Origin of the sequence: Streptomyces sp. NPDC048389 (assembly GCF_040706335.1) — a bacterium.
Taxonomy (GTDB): Bacteria; Actinomycetota; Actinomycetes; order Streptomycetales; family Streptomycetaceae; genus Streptomyces.
This window is the reverse complement of record NZ_JBEZKP010000033.1, coordinates 15,294-34,273: the sequence shown is the minus strand read 5'-3', so window position 1 is coordinate 34,273 and position 18,980 is coordinate 15,294. Positions and strand designations below refer to the sequence as shown.

15 protein-coding genes and 4 pseudogenes are annotated in these 18,980 nt (G+C 70.9%); 9 read left to right on the top strand and 10 right to left on the bottom strand.

Translation table 11 applies throughout. The features are described 5' to 3' along the window. Positions 1-27 precede the first annotated feature (27 nt). Together AB0903_RS21960 and AB0903_RS21955 are read left to right on the top strand one after the other, a co-directional pair. On the top strand, positions 28-432 hold the full coding sequence (locus AB0903_RS21960) for a CBS domain-containing protein (protein WP_366705240.1): 405 nt from the start codon (positions 28-30) through the stop codon (positions 430-432). Positions 433-488: 56 nt separating this feature from the next. Continuing rightward, a complete protein-coding gene (locus AB0903_RS21955; RefSeq protein WP_366705238.1) occupies positions 489-800 on the top strand; it encodes an SCO5918 family protein in 312 nt (103 codons plus the stop codon). Between the two features lie 103 nt (positions 801-903). Here the strand turns inward: AB0903_RS21955 and AB0903_RS21950 are convergent, their stop codons facing one another. The 4 genes and pseudogenes from AB0903_RS21950 to AB0903_RS21935 all read right to left on the bottom strand — a co-directional run. Next, on the bottom strand, positions 904-1,263 hold the full coding sequence (locus AB0903_RS21950) for a hypothetical protein (RefSeq protein ID WP_366705236.1): 360 nt from the start codon (positions 1,261-1,263) through the stop codon (positions 904-906). Positions 1,264-1,540: 277 nt separating this feature from the next. Further along, on the bottom strand, positions 1,541-2,812 hold the full coding sequence (locus tag AB0903_RS21945) for a SpoIIE family protein phosphatase (RefSeq protein WP_366705234.1): 1,272 nt from the start codon (positions 2,810-2,812) through the stop codon (positions 1,541-1,543). Positions 2,813-3,155: 343 nt separating this feature from the next. Then, complete coding sequence (locus AB0903_RS21940) at positions 3,156-3,716, bottom strand: hypothetical protein (RefSeq protein WP_366705232.1); 561 nt, start codon at positions 3,714-3,716, stop codon at positions 3,156-3,158. Between the two features lie 213 nt (positions 3,717-3,929). Beyond that, positions 3,930-4,100, bottom strand: a pseudogene (locus AB0903_RS21935) (IS3 family transposase); the annotation flags it as partial. Between the two features lie 145 nt (positions 4,101-4,245). On the opposite strand from AB0903_RS21935, the gene AB0903_RS21930 reads away from it, so the two are divergent. Beyond that, positions 4,246-5,112, top strand: a complete 867-nt coding sequence (locus AB0903_RS21930) for a GNAT family N-acetyltransferase (protein WP_366705230.1) — start codon at positions 4,246-4,248, stop codon at positions 5,110-5,112. 1,459 nt (positions 5,113-6,571) lie between these two features. Beyond that, on the top strand, positions 6,572-6,907 hold the full coding sequence (locus AB0903_RS21925) for a MerR family transcriptional regulator (protein ID WP_366705228.1): 336 nt from the start codon (positions 6,572-6,574) through the stop codon (positions 6,905-6,907). Positions 6,908-7,151: 244 nt separating this feature from the next. On the opposite strand, the gene AB0903_RS21920 is transcribed toward AB0903_RS21925, so the two are convergent. Together AB0903_RS21920 and AB0903_RS21915 are read right to left on the bottom strand one after the other, a co-directional pair. Continuing rightward, entirely contained in the window at positions 7,152-7,406 is a 255-nt protein-coding gene (locus AB0903_RS21920; protein WP_366705226.1) for a rhodanese-like domain-containing protein, read from the bottom strand. Then, positions 7,369-7,599: pseudogene (locus tag AB0903_RS21915) on the bottom strand (DNA-binding protein); the annotation flags it as partial. The pseudogene AB0903_RS21915 and the gene AB0903_RS21920, both read right to left, overlap by 38 nt. A 204-nt stretch (positions 7,600-7,803) precedes the next feature. Here AB0903_RS21915 and AB0903_RS21910 point away from each other — a divergent pair. Then, a pseudogene (locus AB0903_RS21910) lies at positions 7,804-8,943 on the top strand (ATP-binding protein); the annotation flags it as partial. A 426-nt stretch (positions 8,944-9,369) separates the two neighbouring features. Here AB0903_RS21910 and AB0903_RS21905 read toward each other — a convergent pair. From AB0903_RS21905 to AB0903_RS21890, 4 genes and pseudogenes are all read right to left on the bottom strand, one after another. Beyond that, positions 9,370-10,017, bottom strand: coding sequence for a dihydrofolate reductase family protein (locus AB0903_RS21905; protein WP_366705224.1), 648 nt, complete (start codon positions 10,015-10,017; stop codon positions 9,370-9,372). A 545-nt stretch (positions 10,018-10,562) separates the two neighbouring features. Beyond that, positions 10,563-11,044 (bottom strand): annotated as a pseudogene (locus AB0903_RS21900) (PepSY-associated TM helix domain-containing protein); the annotation flags it as partial. A gap of 173 nt (positions 11,045-11,217) precedes the next feature. Continuing rightward, positions 11,218-12,447 (bottom strand): NAD(P)/FAD-dependent oxidoreductase, encoded by a 1,230-nt coding sequence (locus AB0903_RS21895; RefSeq protein WP_366705222.1) that lies wholly within the window; start codon positions 12,445-12,447, stop codon positions 11,218-11,220. Between the two features lie 489 nt (positions 12,448-12,936). Continuing rightward, the gene (locus AB0903_RS21890) at positions 12,937-13,242 is read right to left on the bottom strand and encodes a DUF1490 family protein (protein WP_366705220.1); all 306 of its coding nucleotides are present in this window, start codon (positions 13,240-13,242) and stop codon (positions 12,937-12,939) included. 343 nt (positions 13,243-13,585) lie between these two features. Here AB0903_RS21890 and AB0903_RS21885 point away from each other — a divergent pair, with 343 nt between their 5' ends. From AB0903_RS21885 to AB0903_RS21870, 4 genes are all read left to right on the top strand, one after another. Further along, complete coding sequence (locus tag AB0903_RS21885; protein ID WP_366705218.1) at positions 13,586-14,122, top strand: GNAT family N-acetyltransferase; 537 nt, start codon at positions 13,586-13,588, stop codon at positions 14,120-14,122. A 70-nt stretch (positions 14,123-14,192) separates the two neighbouring features. Further along, positions 14,193-15,698, top strand: a complete 1,506-nt coding sequence (locus AB0903_RS21880; protein ID WP_366705216.1) for an ABC transporter substrate-binding protein — start codon at positions 14,193-14,195, stop codon at positions 15,696-15,698. 116 nt (positions 15,699-15,814) lie between these two features. Further along, the gene (locus AB0903_RS21875; protein ID WP_366705214.1) at positions 15,815-17,629 is read left to right on the top strand and encodes an ABC transporter permease subunit; all 1,815 of its coding nucleotides are present in this window, start codon (positions 15,815-15,817) and stop codon (positions 17,627-17,629) included. Between the two features lie 10 nt (positions 17,630-17,639). Then, positions 17,640-18,935, top strand: a complete 1,296-nt coding sequence (locus AB0903_RS21870) for an MFS transporter (RefSeq protein ID WP_366705212.1) — start codon at positions 17,640-17,642, stop codon at positions 18,933-18,935. The last annotated feature ends 45 nt before the right edge of the window (positions 18,936-18,980 follow it).

Below are 18,980 nucleotides of genomic sequence, written 5' to 3'. Positions count from 1 at the left end.
CTGACCCACTCATGCAGGAGGCACCTTTTGACGCTGGTTCAGATGCAGCCCCGCTCGACGAATGCCCCTGCCGTACACAGCACGGTGGCCGACGTCATGGACACCGCCGGACCGCAGGTCTGTGACGGCATGACCGTCGAGGTGGCCCTGTCCGTCATGGCCAGTGCCCGTACCTGGCGTCTGCTTGTCTGCGACGACAGCGGACTGTGTATCGGACTGGTCACCCAGGCTCAGCTCACAGCAGCCCGTGACGGCTCCGCGTACTCGGACAGGGTCCAGCTGCGGGACATCCTCGGCGACCGCGGGCCGTTCACCTCGCCGGTGACCACCATGGCCGAAGCCGGGCACATGATGCGCTACAGCCAGGTTGATGCCCTGCCCGTGGTCGACGAACACGGCAGTGCCTTGGGCGTCCTCGCCCTCGCCCGCTGAGCCGTCACATCCGCGGCAGAACCACTCCCTCTTCGTTCCTCTCCCTGTGAGGCATTATGCGCTGTGTCATCGCCCGCTTTCCGTTCGACCTCACCAGGAGCGGAGTCCTGGAATCGATGAAGGGCGTCAAGCCCGAGCAGGCTTCCGGCGAGTCCGTGATCATCGGCCGACGCACCTACCCCGTCAAACAGGTCGGCCAAGTCGTCACTCGCCAGGACCGCCGTGACTTCAGTGCCGGTGAGGTCCTGCGGGCCATGACCCAGCTCGGCTTCACCTGCCGCGAACTTCCCCAGGCCGCCGCGCTCACGAGGGTTCGCACCCCGATGCAGCAGGCTTCCGCGATGCTCGGCGCCCCTGCGGCAGCCTGACCGCCGGGCAGGCGCGAGCCGTCAGCAGACCAGCGGTGAGGGTCCGGCCGGGGTGCGCCGGTCGGACCTCACCGCGTAGCGAGGTTCTCGGCGCGGCAGTGTGTCAGTGCTCGGAGCAGCTGAAGTCGCCCATGGTCCAGGCGCTGACTTCTTCGATCGCCACCCGGTACATCCCGCCTGTCTCCGGGATCCCCACGGTGCCCTGGAGAATCCGAGCCACATGGAAATGCAGACGGGTGGGCGGTCCCTCCACGCGCGCCGCAGCTGTGAACACGGCGGAGAAGTCGCTCAGGCGGGCCGAGTCCGCCAGGACCTTGGACACCCGCTGCCTCCAGACGGCCTCGGGAGCCAGTCGACCCGTGATGACAGCACCACCGGCGACCACAGTCAGAGGCATCTGATTGCTGCGCCCGGACTCCACCAGGCCGGCATCGTCAACAAGCAGCGCGTCAGGCTTCGACATGGGCCCTGTATTCGCCGACCGGCGGGCTGCTTTTCGCGGTGCCGGGCTCGGGCAGGACGACGCTGAGGCCCTGTCGCTGAAGGCGCGGGGACGTCTGCGGGGGCAGCCAAGATTTTCCACATACGGCCAGCTGGATTCCCCACTCTCAGGAAGCCCCGGCGAAACCGGTCCGGCAGCAGATCCGAGGGGGAGCAAGTCTGCTTACACTCGCGTTGAGTCGGTCCGTTGGGCTCGGACGCGCCCTCTGGTCCGGGGAAATGAACCTGTCAGGGCAACTTCAACTTCGGGGGTCTGCGGGCCCTGCGGGTGCGGTGTGCTCTCCGACGGTGGGGGAGGCGTCGGTGAGGTCGGCGCCGTGGTCGGCGTCGCGGCGAGTGGACTCGGTGCCGTACCAGTCCAGGCACATCACAGTGGCGTCGTCCTGTAGAAGCCCGTCGTGGGCATGGACGACGTGCTCGATCAGGACACGGGCGGCCTCCCGGGGGTGCAGGTCTTGAGTGTTCTCGATGAGGACCGGCAGATCGAGGTCCGCGGCTCTGCGCTCCTGCATCCCGTCGGTGAGCATGATCAGCCGGTCCCCTGCCCGCAGGTCCAGGTGCTGGACCGTGTAGGTGTGCGGGGCCAGGAAGCCGAAGGGCATGTCGATGGTCGGCGCGATCTCCTCGACTTTGCCGCCGCGCAGGCGCAGGGGCCAGGGGTGGCCGGCGTTGATGAACTCGGTTCGTCCGTCGTGCAGGCTGATCCGCAGCAGTTGCCCGGTGACGTAGCGGCCGCCGCTGTGCTTGGCCACGGCCTGGTCGGCGGCCTGTGCTTGTTCCCGGAGATCGGCTCCCTGCCTGCGGGCGCGGCGCAGTGCGCCGACGAGGAGGGTGGCCAGGAGGGCAGCGTCCACGTCGTGCCCCATGGCGTCGGTGACGGACAGCTGGACGTGGTCGCGGTCTATGACGTAATCGAAGGTGTCGCCGCCGACGAACTCGGCCGGCTCCAGGGCGCCGGCAACTGCGAACTGGGCGGCTTCGCAGGCCAGCGACGTCGGCAGCAGCCGGTGCTGGATCTCGGCGGCCAGGCTCAGCGGGCTGGTGCGGCGGCCCCACTGGTACAGGTCGGTGAAGGGCCGGTTCGCGATGATGATGTACGCCAGGGCGTGGGCGCTCCGGCTGATCTCCGGCAGGGTGGCCGGGCCGGGGTGGTGTGGCAGATGGAGCTCCAGCAGCCCGAGCGCATCCCCGCGATTGGTGACCGGTGCGATCACTCGCGTCGAGCCACCGCCCCCTACGGCCTCCACATGCGGCCGCTGCGTCCGTATCACCTCGTCGTACACGGTGCCGGAGACGGCGATCGGATCTGCGGGGCGGTCCAGGTCGATGTCGTCCGCCGTGCCCAGGCGGACGACGGAGGTGCCGGTGAAGTCGGTGATCAGGAACGACACGGACCGGGCCCCGAACTGTCTTCGCAACGCTGCGGCTATGACGTCGACGGACTCCACCGGCGGCGCGGCCTCCGCCGCGGCCAGGGCCTCACCCAGTCCGCCCGTTCCGCTGTCCCGCATGGGAGCGCCCTTCCCGTCAGGGTGCTCGCCCTCAGTACGTACCCGGTGACACGACTTTTCTGGCGAGCACGAGAAGGTAAGCTACCCCACTGCGGCAACGGGTTCACCATTCGCCCGAGGGGAGTGCCGACGTGGGTCCGATCTGTTCTCACTGCGGCTGTCGTGGTGCGACAGGGCGGCTGCGCACCGCGTCACCGCCAAGGGCACTTCCCACGAGGTGCCGACGGACCGACCTGATCCCGTACTCAAGGAGATCGAAGGCATGTTCGCCGCACAGCGCTGATCCCCAGCGACCGTCACATTAGTTGACCAGCCAATTCGAGTGACGGAGGCTCCTGGACTTTCAGGCGTTCGTCCAGGCTTCGAGGAAGGCTTTCCGCCCAGTGGGATCGTCCGCCCTGCGGTCGGCGTGCAGGACGTGCCAGGCGGTGAGTTCGAGATCGCGGAGCCACAGTTCTCCGATGACCTGTGTCTTGAGGTCGGGGAGATGGTCGGATTCGGCGAGGGCTTGGCCGATCACCTCTCCGGCTGCGACGCGTTGCGGCGGGGTCATCTCGTCGACTGCCGAAAGGATCTGCCGAGCCAGGGCGGTCCCCTCGCCTGCCAGGGCCTGCAACACGTCGGCCTTGATGGTGGCGGGTAGCAGGTAGACGGTGCCGGAGGACCTCCACAGGTCCGACCAGAAACGTTCCCCTGCCTCGGCAGGGGAAGGGAGCGCGGCCAGCAGTCCGAGGAGATGACCGATGGCCGCATAGCCACCTGAGTGGGCAGCCGCGACGACTGCGATGCCGGCGACGTGCTCCACATCGAGATGGCCGGCTCCGCAGTTCGGAGCCAGACCCAATTGGTGTTCCAACTGGCCTGTAAGGGGCGCGGATACGTAAGGGCGGACCTCAGGAAGCATCGGTGGTCCTTGCGGTAGGCGAGCGGTGGTGCCCGTTCGGAAGCCCTGATCGTTCCCCGTGAGGAGCCGGTTTACTCGGCTTTGCGTGTTCAATCGGTGGCGGATCAAGGGCCCACACAGCGGTGAGAGCCCACCCCGGCGACGTGTGGCAGGCTTTCCCACCGACCTCTCGACAGACTTGGGGACTGCTGCAGGGTTGGGTGACAGCGGGGTTTATGCAGCCAGGGCTGCGGCTGGGGTCATGATGGTCTCGTACTCGACGGGGGTCAATCGGGCCAGGCGTCTCTGACACCGGCGTCGGTGGTAGGTGCGCTCGATCCAGGTCACGATCGCGATCCGCGACTCCTGGCGGGTGGCCCAGGTACGGCGGTCGAGGACGTTCTTCACGGATCGCTGCTGCGCCTCGGTGAAGGCTGGTCGCCTCAGCTGTCACCGTCACTCAGTACCAAGCGTCTTGGGCCGTGATCGATCGCTCGGCTGTTACGTCAATCGGTTGCACGCCACCGAGCGGGGGTGTCAGATCCCGGCTATGACGATTGTGCTGAGTACGCCGACGGCCGACGGGATGCGCGAGGCTATTGCGGCGCTGCGGGAGTGGCAGCACGACGAAGCGCCGATGCAGCTGCATCCCGGGGACATCGGCTGGAACTACCGGTTTGGAACCGCCGAGACGGCCGCAGTGGTCCGCACCTGGAGCCGGGGCGGACGGATCCTCGCTGTCGGGATGCTGGACTCGCCGACGCTGGTGCGGATGACGGTCGCTCCCGACGCTTTCCAGGACGAGGACTTGGCGCGGCGGCTCGTCGGGGACTTCTCGCTGCCTGAGCGCGGCGTGCTGCCGGAAGGAGCGGTGTCCATCGAGGCGCCGCAGGGCCTGCTGCTCCACAACCTGTTGTCCAAGGAGGGCTGGGGTGTCGACGAGCCGTGGACGCCGCTCTTCCGCGACCTCGCCGAAGCGGTGGAGGACCCCGGCGTGTGGATCAAGGCGATCGGCCTGGAGCAGGCACAGGACTTCGCCGACGTCCTGCGGTCCGCGTTCAACACCACGAGGCCCACGCGCGAGTACCGGCACGAGATGTCCGCGGGACCGTTCTACGCCGACGTCCGATGCCTGGGTGCTTACGACGACCAGGGCAACCCCGCGGCGGTGGTGACGGTCTGGTCGGCCGGCCCGGGGAAGCCGGGACTGGTCGAGCCGATGGGCGTCCATGCGGGCCACCGCGGCCGCGGCTATGGCCGGGCGATCACCGTCGCCGGGGCGGCCGCACTGCGGGAGATGGGCTCGTCGAGCGTGCGCGTGTGCACGCCGAGTTCCAACGTCGGCGGCGTCGCGACGTACAAGGCGGCCGGGTTCGCGGCGAGGCAAGAGATCACCGACCGGATCCGGAAGGTCTGACTCCGGGGTCTCCGGACCTCACACCGACAGGTGCCCCCACCACGTCCCCGGCCTGCCTGTACGCCCCACTGATCAACCTTCGGTGGCACCAACTGACGTCGATCATCCTTGAGTGGCAATCGATCAACGATCACTGGCACCGGTCACTCGCCGAGTTTGCGTGCTCGGTAGGCGGCCTGTCGGCAGGCGTGCGAGCACCATCGTCGGGCGGCTGAGGCCGCTTCCATGGGGGATCGGCAGAAGCCGCATGTCGGACCCGTCGGAACGCTGTGGCCGGCGGGAGGCCGAGTGGGGCTCTGCCGGCGTTGGAGGTAGTCCTGGTCTCGGCATCGCTGGCAGTACCCAGCCGGGCCGCGGCGGCTCATGGGGATGCGGTGGATGATCTCGTCGTACTTCGTGCAGAGCTTCGCCGGAGAGGCGGTCGGGGTCGGCGGCCCGGGGGCCGCTCCACTCCTTGGCGGTGTGCCATCCGGCGGCAGCGTGGGGAACACCAGGACGGCGTACTCTTCCCCGCGGTCCGGGGCAGTTCGATCCCGCAGTATCCGCAGGTCGGGGTGCCGGGGTCCGGGGTGGATCGCCGATGCCCCGCCCTGCATGCACGGGTTGGTGCCCCGGCCTGTGGCGGTCGACCCCGACGATGACTGCCCGGTGTCCCCACCCCTCACTCTTCGAAGCCGACACCTCATTGCCGAACACGCGAAAATCTATGCTGGCCGGAGTAGACATGAGGTGGTGTCGTGGCTATGGTTTCTGTCGTAGCCCAGAGAGACAGCAGGGCCCGGCAGAGATGAACTGCCGGGCAGCAGTGCCCGCAGGTGCAGTTCGCAGGACGGTGCGGTGACGGAGTTTCGAAGCCAGGGTTGTTGCAGGACGGCGACGGGACTGGTGACCGGACCGGGTGGCCCGCAGTGATCAGGGGCCGCCATCAGCAATACGGCAGTTACCGCAGTGGCAGTACCCGTAGTAAGTGCAGTTCGCGGTACCCAGCAGTGAAGTTGGTGAGCAGTACCTCGGTGAAGGCGTCGGCTGCGGGCGCGCGCACCGGGAGGTTCGGCAGTGGGGTTCCAAGCCAGAGCAGACGCAGGACGGGCGACGGGGCTGGCTGCCGAAGTGGCGCTGTGAGAGGCCACCAGCAGTTCGCAACACCAGTAGTTCGCAACACCAGCAGTACGTAGTTCCCGTTCGGTAAGTGATCGATCCAGAGGGAAGAACGGAGGAGCCGAGCACCATCAGGATCGCCCGGGCAGATGTCTCGAACCCGGGTACCGCAGGACATCGATAGCGAGGTGGTCTCCGGTCACGCAACTGCGATCCCCGCACCCCGGACAGCATCCAGGTCTGGCATGCGGATACAGAAGGCCGGTGCAGCACAAGGGCCGGCAGGTGGTGTAGCAGTTCCTTCGGGGCCCTGGTGCCGTGCGGCACCAGGGCCCCTCCATGCGTGCCACAGAGAGGTGAAATGACAGCAGACGACTCGTACGGCCGTCTCGACGACGACGACTACCCCGCCTACACCATGGGCCGGGCGGCAGACATGCTCGGCACCACCCCCGGCTTCCTCCGCGCCCTCGGGGATGCCCGCCTGATCACCCCGCTCCGCTCCGCAGGCGGACACCGCCGCTACTCCCGCTACCAGCTGCGCATCGCCGCCCGCGCCCGCGAGCTCGTCGACCAGGGCACCCCGATCGAGGCCGCCTGCCGCATCGTCGTCCTGGAAGACCAGCTCGAAGAAGCCCAGCGCATCAATGTCGAACACCACCGCGCCGCCCAACCCAGTCCGACGACCGCGGCGTGAGATGCGCGTGCCCGCCGGCCTTGGCGCACAGTCCGGTGGGCGGCGTGAGCGTTCACATCGACAGGCGGTGCGGCCGGCCGCAAGCAGCGGAGAAGTCACCCGGCTCGGTGCCAGGGCGCGCACGATGAGGCCGCGGGGCCGGGCCGCGGCTCCGCCGCCGCCCCCTTCGCCGGTCTTGGCCGCCGTTGCGTCGCAGCCGGCGCCGCGAGACCCGGGGGCGAGGGAACGCTGCCGGGGATGGCATTCACGCCGTCGCCCCGCCGTGCACGGGGAGGTCGGCCAGACGCCACTCGAGCATGCCGTCGTTGAGCCGGATCGCCTGCCGGCCGTGATCGGTGAATAGCCGTACGGCGTCGTGGGCGAGCGCGCAGCACTCACCTCGGCAGTGGACGACGACCTCTGTGTCCTCGGGCAGCTCGCCGATCCGGTCGGTCAGCTCGCCCCTTCTCGGCAGCCACACGGGGGTGGTCGGTGGTGAGCACGGTGATGTCCTCGACATCGGACGTCAGGATGGTGACCCGACCGGGCTGAGCGAGGGCGGAGGCGCAGAGCATGGCGTCGATGGCGTACTCGTGGCCGTGCAGTCCGGCCGCGCGCAGCAGGGTGGCTGCGGACTGGGCGAGGGCCGGGGTGACCGGTTCGACCCGCAGGCGGGAGAGCGTCCATGTGAGCGCGGCGTCGTTGATCCGAGGGGTGGATCAGTGGATCTGTTTCCCGTGCCGCGTCACGATGGAGGTCGTCGCGATCCTCGAGCCGGCGTCGAAGGCTCGCTGACCTGCGGTTTCGCGGTGGCCTCGACAGTCCGCCCTGTTTTCGCCCGCACAACAGGTCGGCCCGCTCAACGCGGCCCTGACCTGCGGCGTTTCCGTTGGTCGGGGGCCGCTGCGGCATCCGACGGCATCGTCTTTCAGCAGCTCTACGACGAGCGCCAGCGCGGCGCCGGAGCCGGGCCACGGCTGATCCTCTGCGGGTCCGCGATGAGCGTGATGCACGAGCTGCTGTCCGGGACGAAGCCGCTGCGGGGCCGCGCGGTGGTCGACCTGCGCCTGGGCGCCTTCGACTACCGGGCCGCCCGCGAGTTCTGGCGGATCGACGACCCACTGACCGCCCTGCAGGTTCACGCGGTGCTCGGCGGGGCCCCCGGCTACCGGCCGGTCGCCGCCCGACCGCACCCGGACGCCGGCTTCGCCGCCTGGCTCTCCCGGACGCTCCTGGACTCGGGGCGCGCGGTCTACTCGCGGACAGAGACGGAGTACCTGTTGCGAGAGGACCCGCGTATCACCCAGCACACCCTCTACTACGACATCCTCACCGCGATCGCCCAGGGCGCCACCACCCCCACCAAGATCGGCGCGGCCCTGGAGAGGCAGCGCAACGCGGTAACCCACCCGCTCCACGTCCTGGAGTCCACCGGCTACATCCAGCGCGAGCAGGACATCCTCCGCCCCCGCCACCCCGTCATCACCCTGGCTGACCCCGTCATCCGCTTCAACCAGCTGATCACGCTGCCGCAGGCGGCCACCATCGAGCAAGGGTTCGCCGACGAGGCGTGGCAGGCGGCCCTGCCCACTTTCAACTCCAAGATCCTCGGCCCTCACTTCGAGGACCTCGCCCGCGCCTTCACCCGCCGTTACGCCCGCACCCTGCTCCCCGGCGGTCTTCCCGGCCCGGTCGGTACCACCGAAGTGGCCGATCCCGCGGCCCGCACCAAGCACGAGGTCGACGTCATCGCTCTGGCCCTGGGCGAGCGCCCTCAGGCGCCCCGCGCCAAGATCGCCCTCCTTGGTGAGGCCAAGGCGACAGCAGCCCGCCGCGGTACCGGCGACCTGCAACGTCTGGAACGCATCCGTACCTTGCTCACCGAGCAGGGCTACGACACCACGGGCACCACCCTGGCCCTGTTCTCCCTGCACGGGTTCTACCCGGACCTGATGGAGTCCGCGGCCGGCCGCGAGGATCTGCTCCTCGTTGATCTGGAGACTCTCTATGGGACAACGGCGGATCTGACGATCAAGGAAGAGGTGCCAAGCGACTGACAGGAGTCTGGAGTTGCAGTCTGCGACGCAGGTGGGCAGCTGACCGGTCAGGGCGGGGCGGCTCAGTTTCACAGTCCCGTAGAAGCCGGGCGTGGAGTGGGTGTGACACCACCACGGTCGTCCGGCCGTTGAGCCGGATCCGGTGGCCTCCTCCACACCGTAGGCGGCGAGACCTGGTCGTCGGACCACTCGGCGCCCGTGCCGTTCGTCTGCAGATCCTCATGCTCGAAGCGGCTGCGGGCGTGGTGGCGGTCGACCTCCTCGAGGCATGTGTGAACGCTTCTCGCCCTGTCCTCCAGGGGCAGGGCGAGGACACTTGTGGTCGAGGGGCCAGGTGTACTGACCCGTGAGGTTGGGGACGCCGCTGGGCGGCGGCCATGCCGCGGGCGCCGGTGACGGAACCCGCGCCGACCGGCTGGTCCGGCCTCACTTCCGCCAGAACAGGTGGTGCGTCACGCCGCTCGGGCTGGGCACGACGTCCTGGTGGAACCGATCGAGCAGCTCATCGGGGGACTCCCACAGCCGGGCCCCGGAGCCGAGCTTCGTCGGCACGACCGCCACATGCAGGGTGTCGACGAGGTCGGCCTCGAGGAACTGCCGGATAATCGTGGCCCCACCGCCAAGCCGGACGTCCTGGCCCTGCGCCGCCTCCTTCGCCTGGGCGAGCACCGCGGCCGGGTCGCCGTCGACGAAGTGGAACGTGGTGTCGGAGAGCGTGAACGACGGGCGCTTGTGGTGCGTCATGACGAACACCGGCGTGTGGAACGGGGGCTCGTCACCCCACCACCCCTGCCACTCGTGGCCCTGCCAGGCCCCGCGCTGCGGCCCGAACTTGTTGCGGCCCATGATCTCGGCGCCGATGTTGCGGGCGTAGTCCCGCGTGATGTAGTCGTCCAGACCTCGGCTGCCGCCGGGTTCGGAGCGGTTGATGGGTGAGTGGTCGGTGGCAATGGCCCAGGCGAACATGTTCCCCGGATCGGCATGGCCGAACGGCTTCTCGAGGCTCTGGCCCTCGCCGGCGCCGAACCCGTCGCTCGAGACGGTGAAGTTCTGGACCCGCAGCAACTGGCTCACGTCGCTCCTCCTGCTTCGCGCTTTCTGATCATTGACGAACGGTAGACCGGCCGGGCCGGGAAAACTCATCGCCGCATCGTGCGCTCTCATCGAGCTCCCGCGGCCGCGCCGGGCGACGACTCCCCGGTGGTCGTCCCCCGGCGCGACCGCGTACGGCTCACCGGGCGAGCGTCCAGCGGGAGCGGCGGGTCTTCCGGCCCTTGCTTTCGCCGCGGGCGGCCTCGGCCTGGCGGGCCGGCTCCCGGTTGGCCACCAGCACCTCGATCACGCGGCCGTGCGTCAGCTCCGCCCGGGGATCGGGCGGGCAAGGGCATCGACGATCCCCGCAACATCCAGTCGGCGCGGAAACTCGGCAGCGACGGGCAGAGCGCCCAAACGCTTGGTCACCACCGACTCGATCACGCACTCCATACGGGCCGTCGAGCCCCGCTCCACGGGCCCTTTCCAGCACCTGGTCCACGGTGAGCCCGGCAGGCAGGCAGGCTGCCCGCCGCCGCGGCTTCGTGCCCTGCGGAGCGGTCGTGCCCGGACGTGCCCTTCGAGCGGCCGGAGATGGAGGTGTCCAACTCGGGCGCGCAGGCGCTCAGCGAGGTGCGCAGTTCGGCGAAGCGCTCACCGGCGTACGCCGACCCGGTCAGCCCGGTGGCGCTGAGGACGAGCAGGCCGGCCGAGATCCACACCCCGGTGGTCGCGTGCAGACCGCGGCTGCGGCGCACACCCCGCGCCCCGCGCTCGGGCAGCACCGTGTTGCGCTTCGGTCCGCCCGCGTAGGTGCGCCGGCGCCCGAACCACACCAGCAGACCGCCCGAACCAGCACCCACAGCCGGCTCGCGGCGAGTTCGGAGTACAGGCGGCCCTTCTCACCGAGGTGGAGAGGGCGGTGCAGACCGTCCAGCCGGGTGGCCAGGGAGGTCGAACCGAACCACGTGGTCAGGGCGCCGCGCACCTCGCCCGTGCAGGGATCGACGTAGACCGTGCGCTGTTTGTCCTGCTCCGCGAGCTCGGGCACGGACAGCACGACCGGACTTTGCCGTCACGGAGATCTCCTTGTCCACGGTCCCATGCCGCTGGAGCGATGTTCCCTTCTGGACATGAATCCACGCGGAGAACCGGGGACACCCCGCGGCTTCGAGGGCACAGGAGCGACCGCTGGCCGGCCCCGTCGGGCGGGCGTAACCCGGCATGCTCCCCGAGGCTCCGTCAGCCCGGAGCGTGTCCTCTGGGGAGGGTGTCGGCCGGGCGGTCGCCCACCCGGGGGCCGAGAAGCGGTGTCCGCGCGGTCTCGCGGCGGAACGCGTGGGCGATGGCGCGCGCCTCGATACCCGCCTGGCGGAGAACGCCTGTGAGGGGATTGGTGTAGCCGGCGAAGTACAGGCCCGGGGCTTCGGGATGGCTCTCTGCCCCTACGGCGAGGGGTTGCCCGTCCTCGTCGAGAACGCCCAGGGGCCCGACCAGGTCGTGCAGGTTGGTCCGGTACCCGGTGGCGGCGATGACCGTGTCGGGCCGCAGTCGGGTGCCGTCGGCCAGTACCACGTCGGGGCCGTCGAACCCCTGGACGGCCGTGACCGGCTCGACCCGCCCGGAGCGGACGGCGTCCACGAAGCCGTGATCGAGCACCGGGTTGACCCCTTCGCGGGCATTGCGGGTGTACAGCCCCGTCCGGGGCCGCGGCAGTCCCCGTGAGGTCAGGTCGGGCACCGCGAGACGTTGCGTGAGCAGGGAGGTGTGGTCGCGCCACGACAGCGGGAGGGCCTCCGTCAGCCGGCCGACCACGTGCCAACGGGCGCTGGAGCGGGGCAGGATGTTGGGTGGGGTGCGGACTGCGATCCGAACCCGCCGGGCGCCGGCTCCGGCCAGAACGCCGGCGATCTCGGTACCGCTGTTGCCGGCGCCGATCACCAGGACGTGTTGCCCGCGGTAGGGGGCCGGAGAGCGGTAGTGGGCCGAGTGCAGCAGTGTGCCGGTGAAGGTCGCACGCCCGGGCCAGTGGGGGACGTCCGGGGTGTGGCAGCGGCCGGTGGCCACCACGACCGCTTCAGTCGGGACGGGGCCGTCCGGGGTGTGGACCAGCCACCGGGGACCCGAGCCGGGCTCGGCCCGCTCGATGCGCAGCACCGGGGTGGTCAGCCGAACGTCGAGCCGGTGGTGGGCGACGTAGCTCTCCAGGTAGCGCACATAGTCGTCCCGGCTCACCCACGGGCCGGCCTGGCGCGGCACCGGTAAGCCGGGGAGTTGTGAGACGCCGGGGGGTGTGTGCAGGCGCAGATGGTCGTATCGCCGCGCCCAGCTGGCTCCTACTCGGTCCGACCGTTCCAGGATCACAGTCGGCGTGCCGGAGCGGCACAGTAGCGCGGCTGCAGCCAGGCCGTGGGGGCCGGCTCCGATCACGATCGTGGGAGCGGTGACGTCTCGCTGCGGTGTAAGGGGCATCGCCTCCTTCAACGGCAGGCCGCGGTTCACGTCACGCGGAGGTCACAGAGGGCCGGGGCCGCGCAGGCTCATGTCCCCTGGCGTCCGGCGCCCGACTCAACTGCGCGCGGCCCAGGCGGTTTCGGCTCCGGGGCCGAGCGATCCCCTGTGCGGGATGGCAAGCTGCTACCCGGTGTCAACGAGTCCGCCGGGGAGGTCGGTATCGCATCTGTGAGGCCGACTCCCTTGTGGGAAGTGTCTTTTCCGGGTTGCCGGCACTGGTCGTTGAGAACATGACGGACCAGGGTGAGGTGATCGGCCTGTCGGCGCGAACCCGCCACGGGTGGTGCCGTGCCCGAAGTGCGGGACACCGACCGCGAGTGGCGCAGCAGCCCCACCTTGTCGCCGGGTTCGGCGGCAGGGGCGAGATGCCCGGGCGCTCCCGCACCCACGGAACGGTCAGCCTCACCCGGCCTGCGGCGAGCGAGCGTACGGTGACGTGGGACAAGGTCAGTGCTCGTGCTCGTGGTCCCCGACCTTGACGGCGGACGGCGGCGGGGCCTCCTCCCCCAGGGCCGTACGGGCCTCGGCGAGCACGTCACCGGCCTTGAGCCGGGCCTCCTCGGCGGCCGAGGAGAGCCGGCGCCCGGCGACGATACCGCCGGCGACCCCTCCCACCACGGCCTTGCGGGCCGCCGACGTGCCGTCCGGCAGCCGCTTGGAGAGCCCACGGATGATCAGGCCGCCCACGACTCCCGAAACCGCGTAGTGGGCGAGCCGGCCGGCCGCGGCGCCGGCGACAGCCATGGGATGCATGAGGCGCTCCTCTCGGATCGGCCCCGAAACAGCCTCCAGGGCATCACGACCCACTGTCAGTCTGCGCCCGCGGTGTGTGCTCCGGCGAGTCGGTCGCCTGCCCGGTTCGGGCCGTAGCGGCGGCGGGCGAGGTGGATCGGGAACACCATGTCGCAGGCCGCGAATCCGCCGCACATCAACAGGAGCCGTTGACGCGCGTCCTGGGCCGGCTCGCTCGGGCGGGGGCCTGTACGTCCGTGGGGCGCCTCAGCGGCGTGCCCCAAGGTCCGCTGCGGCGGGCCGGGCAGGTGCGGCCCGGCCCGCCGTCGACATGCTCTCGACGGCTCTTGCCTATGATGTGCAAGTGCTTGAATATTGCATCAGAACCGCGACCGCGGATGACCTCGATGGCGCCCGGACCGTGATGCTGGACGCCGTCTACCGGGACTTCGGTACGGGCTACGTGCCCCGATGGCACGCCGACATCATCGACCCGGAACGTTTCTACCTCGCCCCGCCCCGGCACACGCTGCTGGTGGCCGTCGACGAGCGGGACGGGACGGTGGCCGCCACGGCGGCACTGGACGGGCGCGGGCTCGAGCACCCGCCCAACCCGCGTCGGCTGGCCGAGCGTTACCCCTCGGGCGAGACCGCCCAGCTGCGACGGGTGTGCGTGCGCCCCGAGCATCGGCGGCACGGGCTGGCCCGGCGCATGGTCGCCGAGCTGGTGGCGTTCGCGAAGGCCGACGGTGGCTACCGGTCGGTCTGCCTGCACACCTCTCCGACGTCCCCGGGGGCGGAGGCCCTGTGGCGGTCGCTGGGGAAGCTGGTGTGCGACGAGCGGGCCGAGGAGCCCGGCGGTGGGCAGGGGATTCTGCACTTCGAGATCCCACTGGTTTAACTGGAAACGATTTTCATGTACTCTCCGTTATTCCCTTGATCGGTACTACCGGAAGACACGAGCGAGAGCCATGAGAAGACCCCGCCGCCACCTGATAGCCGGCCTGCTCCTTACCCCGCTCCTCACCGGCTGTTTCGCCTCCGGCGGCGACGGCTCGTCCTCTGACTCCGCCGGCTCCGGCGACGGCAGCCGGCTGCGGGTGGCGCTCGCGTTCACTCCGACGCGGAACTTCTCCCCGTACAGCCAGGACGCCTTCCACCTGTCTCGACTGGGGGTCTCCGAGGGGCTGACCAAGCTGGACGCCAACGGCACCGCGGTCCCCGCTCTGGCCGAGTCGTGGACCAGTGAGCAGGGCGGCCGCAGCTGGCTGTTCACGCTGCGGGACGCGAAGTTCCAGGACGGCACCGAGCTCACCGCGCAGGCCGTCGCCTCCGCCCTCACGCACGCCGCCGAAGCCGAACCCGCCCCCACCGCCCTCGTCGGCGTCGAGCTGACCGCCGAGGCGGTGGGCGACGACCGGGTGCGGATCGGCACCGGCGCGGCCGACCCGGTGCTGCCCCTGCGCATGTCCAGCCCGAATCTGGCGGTGTTCTCACCGAAGGCGTACGAGAAGAAGGGCGCCGTGAGCCCGGTCGGCACCGCCACCGGCCCCTTCGCGCTCACCAGGATCACCGGCGACACGGCGGCCGCCCTGGACCGCTTCGACGACTACTGGGGCGGTCGCGCCCAGGCCCCGGGCATCGACGCCACGTTCGTCGCCGACGGCACCGCCCGCGCCAACGCCCTGCGGACCGGCCAGACGGACATCGCCGAGGTCCTTCCCGTGGCCCAGATCGCGTCCCTGGACAAGGGCACCGTCCACGAGACGAACACCCCCCGCAACACCAGCCTGTACCTCAACACCAAGTCCGGCGTCTTCACCGACGCGGGACTGCGCGCCGCCGCGCGCGAGGCGATCGACACCTCCGTCATCGCCAAGGACGTCTACGAGGGCCACGCCGAGGCCGCCCGGGGCATCTACGGCCCCGCCCTGAACTGGGCGGCGGGCAAGCGGATCGAGCCCACCGGGCGGGCCGAGGCCACCGATCCCGGCGCGAAGAGCATCACCATCGCCACCTACACCGGCCGGCCCGAGCTCGCGGAGACCGCCCAGGTGCTGCAACAGCAGCTCGAGAAGGCCGGGTTCACGGTGGAACTGGAGGTGCGTGAGTACGCGCGCCTCGAAAGCGACCTGCTCGCAGGCAAGTTCGACGCCGCCGTCGCCTCCCGCAACATGATGCTCGACACCGGCGACCCCGTCACCGTCCTCGGCAGCGACTTCACCTGCGAGGGGAACTTCAACCTGTCGTTGCTGTGCGACAAGAGGATCGACAGTGTCGTCGCGGACGCCCAGGCCGTGACCGACCCCGCCAAGCGGCAGGACGCCGCCATGAAGGCGGAGGCGGCTGTCCTCGGCACCGACGCGGTCGTTCCGCTCGTACACCTGAAGGTCGCCACCGGCATCGGCGCCTCCGTGCAGGGCACGCTGCTCGACCCGTACGAGCGGCAGTTCGTCGGGACGGGGACCCGGCGCTGAACGGCATCTCCGACGGCCCCCGGGGCGGCACGGCCGCCCTGCCCGCCGCTCTGCGCGCCCTCGCACGGAGCGGCGGGCCCACGCTCCTGTGGCGGGCCCTGCTCGCGGCGGCCCTGGTGTGCGGGATCGGTCTGCTGCCGTGGCTCTCGCGCACCGACCCCGCGCTGACCGTGCTCAAGGCCCGCTCGACGGAGCAAGACTCCAGCCCCGAGGCACTGGCCGCCGTACGCGACGAACTCGGCCTGGACGAAGGCCCGCCGGCCCTGCTCGCACGCTGGCTCGGCGGGCTGCTGCACGGGGACGCGGGCCGGTCCTGGATCTCCGGTACCGACGTCCTGCCGTCCGTGACGGAGGCCCTCGGCGTCTCGCTCCTGCTGATGGCCGGCTCCCTCGCGGTCGCCGCGGGCACGGCCGCCGCGGTGTCCGCCCGCACCCTGTGGCTCGGTTCACGGCGCAGACTCGGCGAGCGCACGCCCGGCGGCACCGCGACGGCGGCACTGGCCGCGCTGCCGGAGTTCCTCATCGCCGCCGTACTCGCCTCCGTGATCGGTGTGCAGTTGGGCTGGCTTCCCGCCCTGGGCTGGTACGGCCCGCAGTGGATGGTGCTGCCCTCGCTCGCCCTCGGGCTGCCCGCCGGCGCGCTCCTGGGGCGGATGCTGGACGATCTGCTGCCCGGCGCGCTCACCGCGCCATGGGCGGTGGCCGCCGCCGCACGAGGCATCCCGCCGCACGCCGTGGCGCGGCATGCCCTGCGGAGCTGCGTGCCGGGACTCCTGCCCAACCTCGGACTGTTCGTCGTCGGCCTGACCGGCGGCTCGGTCGCCGTCGAGCAGATCTTCGACATACCCGGCCTGGGCCGGCTCACCCTGCGCGCCGCCCTCGCCCAGGATCTGCCCGTCCTGCAGACCGGCACGCTCAGCCTGGTACTGCTCGCGGCCGCCGCCGGCACCCTGGCCCGGCTCTGTGCCCGGCTGCTGATCGGACCCGCGCTGCGCGACGGCGCCCTGCTCTCCCTGCACCGGCCCGCACCGCCCGCGCCGCGGACGCCGCCCCTGCTGTACGGGACGCTGCTCGTCGTCGTCATCGGCGTCGGCCTGCCGCGCGACCCGCTCGCCCTGAACACCGGCGCCCGCCTCCAAGCCCCTTCCCCGACCCACCCGTTCGGCACCGACGCGCTCGGACGGGACATCCTGGCCCGTATCTCGCACGGCGCCCTGACGACCCTCGGCATCGCCCTCGCGGTGAGCGCCGCCGCCCTCGTGACCGGGGTGCTGCTCGGGCTGCTGCCCCGGCTGTCCGGGCCCGTGGTCGACACCGTCAACGCCGTGCCGCCCGTACTGGCCGGCCTCCTCGTCACCGGTGTCGCAGGCAGCGGCCCCTGGACTCCCGCGCTCGCCGTGGCCGCCGTCGCCTGGTCACCGCTGGCCACCCACGTCTCGGCCCTGCTCCAACAGGAGCGCGCCGCCACCTACCTGGCCGCCACCCGCTCCCTCGGTGCCGGTCCCCGGTACGTCCTCACCCGCGTACTGCTTCCGGCCGTCCTGCCGCCCGTCACCCGCCACGCCCTGCTCCGGCTTCCGGGCATCGCCCTGTCGCTGGCCGCCCTCGGCTTCCTCGGCCTGGGCACTCAGCCGCCGTCCCCCGAGTGGGGCCTGCTGCTCGCCGAGAACCAGCCGTACGTCGAACGCGCCCCCTGGGCCGTCCTCGCCCCGGCCGCCGTCCTCGCCCTCCTGGGCGCGCTCGCGGTCACGGCGGCGAGCGCGGCGAGACGGGGATCACCCCGGCCGAAGGCTGTCGGGGCAGCAGGCGTGCCCCGGCCGAAGAAGGAGGCGTCGCAACCTCCCGCGGCGCCCGCGAAACCCCCGACCGAGCCGGCGCCGAGCGTGCCGGAGCCACCGCGTACGTCCGTCCTGACACCGCCCGCGGACTGACGGGAGCACGATGACCGACATGATCTCCCGCGTCCTGCCCCGTCGGGCCGCCCGGACTCCCAAGCCCCCGCGCCGGCGGATCTGGAAGCACCTGTCACCGCTGCTGCGTCTCCTGATCCTGACCCAGCTGGCCTTCAACATCGGCTTCTTCGCCGTGCTGCCGTTCCTGGCCGAGCACCTGGGCACCGCGATCGGCATGGCCGGCTGGCTGGTCGGCTTCGTCCTCGGCCTGCGGACCTTCAGCCAGCAGGGCCTGTTCGTGGTCGGCGGATGGCTCGTGGACCGCTACGGCGTACGCCCGGTCGTCCTGATCGGCTGCGTGCTGCGGATCGCCGGGTTCGCCTGGCTGGGCTGCGCGGCGGCAACCTGGGCCGTGATCGGCGCGGTGCTGCTGATCGGCTTCGCCGCCGCCCTGTTCTCACCGGCTGTGGAGTCCGAGGCGGCCCGGCAGGCGGTGGTCTGGGAGGAGGAGGGCCACGGCCCGCGCACCCGGGTGCTGGCCCTGTTCAGCGCGGCCGGCCAGGCGGGTGCCTTCGTCGGACCGCTGCTCGGCGGTCTGCTGCTGGCCGTGGACTTCCGTACCGCGTGCTTCGCCGGGGCCGGAGTCTTCGTCCTCGTCCTCGCCGGGCACGCGCGGCTGATGCCGCAGCACATCCCCGGCCGGGTCCGCATCCGGGAGCGGGGCGGGATCCGCGCGATGCTGCGCAACCGCCGTTTCCTCGCGCTGTGCTGCGCGTACGGCGCCTACCTGCTCGCCTACAACCAGCTCTACCTCGCCCTGCCGGAAGAGGTGGAGCGTGTGACCGGCTCCCAGGCGTCCTTGTCGTGGCTGTTCGCCCTGTCCTCCCTGCTGGTCGTGTGTGCCCAGCTCCCGGTGACCGGCTGGGCGGCCGACAGGCTCGGCCTGCGCCGCTCCATGGCCGCCGGGCTGCTGCTGGTCGCGGCCGGTTTCACGGTCGTGGCCGTCGCACGTCCGGCTCAGTGGACAGGACTCGTCGGGCTGCTGCCCGCCGCGGGGTACGTCGTCCTGCTCACGCTCGGCCAGATGCTGGTCGTCCCCACCGCTCGAGCCTGGGTACCCGACCTTGCCGAGGACGGGCGTCTCGGCCTCTACACCGGGGCACTGTCCTCCGTCTCCGGTCTGATCGTCCTCGCAGGCAGCTCGGCGACCGGCGCCCTCCTCGACCTGGGCCTCCCACCCGCCGTCCCCTGGCTGGCCCTTGCCGTCGTCCCCGTCCTCGCGGTCGGTCTGCTGCCCCGTGACCCCGGCGCGGTGCACGGTGCCAACCACGGATCTCCGCGGTGAGGCACGAGCGAGGGCGCGTCATCGTCGCATCCGAAGGGCGTTCGA

Excerpts from the sequence above, each read along its gene's own strand:
- AB0903_RS21895 (WP_366705222.1), bottom strand. The coding sequence starts at position 12,447 with ATGCCCCTTACACCGCAGCGAGACGTCACCGCTCCCACGATCGTGATC.
- AB0903_RS21880 (WP_366705216.1), top strand. The coding sequence starts at position 14,193 with ATGAGAAGACCCCGCCGCCACCTGATAGCCGGCCTGCTCCTTACCCCG.
- AB0903_RS21940 (WP_366705232.1), bottom strand. The coding sequence starts at position 3,716 with ATGCTTCCTGAGGTCCGCCCTTACGTATCCGCGCCCCTTACAGGCCAG.
- AB0903_RS21890 (WP_366705220.1), bottom strand. The coding sequence starts at position 13,242 with ATGCATCCCATGGCTGTCGCCGGCGCCGCGGCCGGCCGGCTCGCCCAC.
- AB0903_RS21930 (WP_366705230.1), top strand. The coding sequence starts at position 4,246 with ATGACGATTGTGCTGAGTACGCCGACGGCCGACGGGATGCGCGAGGCT.
- AB0903_RS21870 (WP_366705212.1), top strand. The coding sequence starts at position 17,640 with ATGACCGACATGATCTCCCGCGTCCTGCCCCGTCGGGCCGCCCGGACT.
- AB0903_RS21950 (WP_366705236.1), bottom strand. The coding sequence starts at position 1,263 with ATGTCGAAGCCTGACGCGCTGCTTGTTGACGATGCCGGCCTGGTGGAG.
- AB0903_RS21920 (WP_366705226.1), bottom strand. The coding sequence starts at position 7,406 with ATGTCGAGGACATCACCGTGCTCACCACCGACCACCCCCGTGTGGCTG.
- AB0903_RS21945 (WP_366705234.1), bottom strand. The coding sequence starts at position 2,812 with ATGCGGGACAGCGGAACGGGCGGACTGGGTGAGGCCCTGGCCGCGGCG.
- AB0903_RS21955 (WP_366705238.1), top strand. The coding sequence starts at position 489 with ATGCGCTGTGTCATCGCCCGCTTTCCGTTCGACCTCACCAGGAGCGGA.
- AB0903_RS21925 (WP_366705228.1), top strand. The coding sequence starts at position 6,572 with ATGACAGCAGACGACTCGTACGGCCGTCTCGACGACGACGACTACCCC.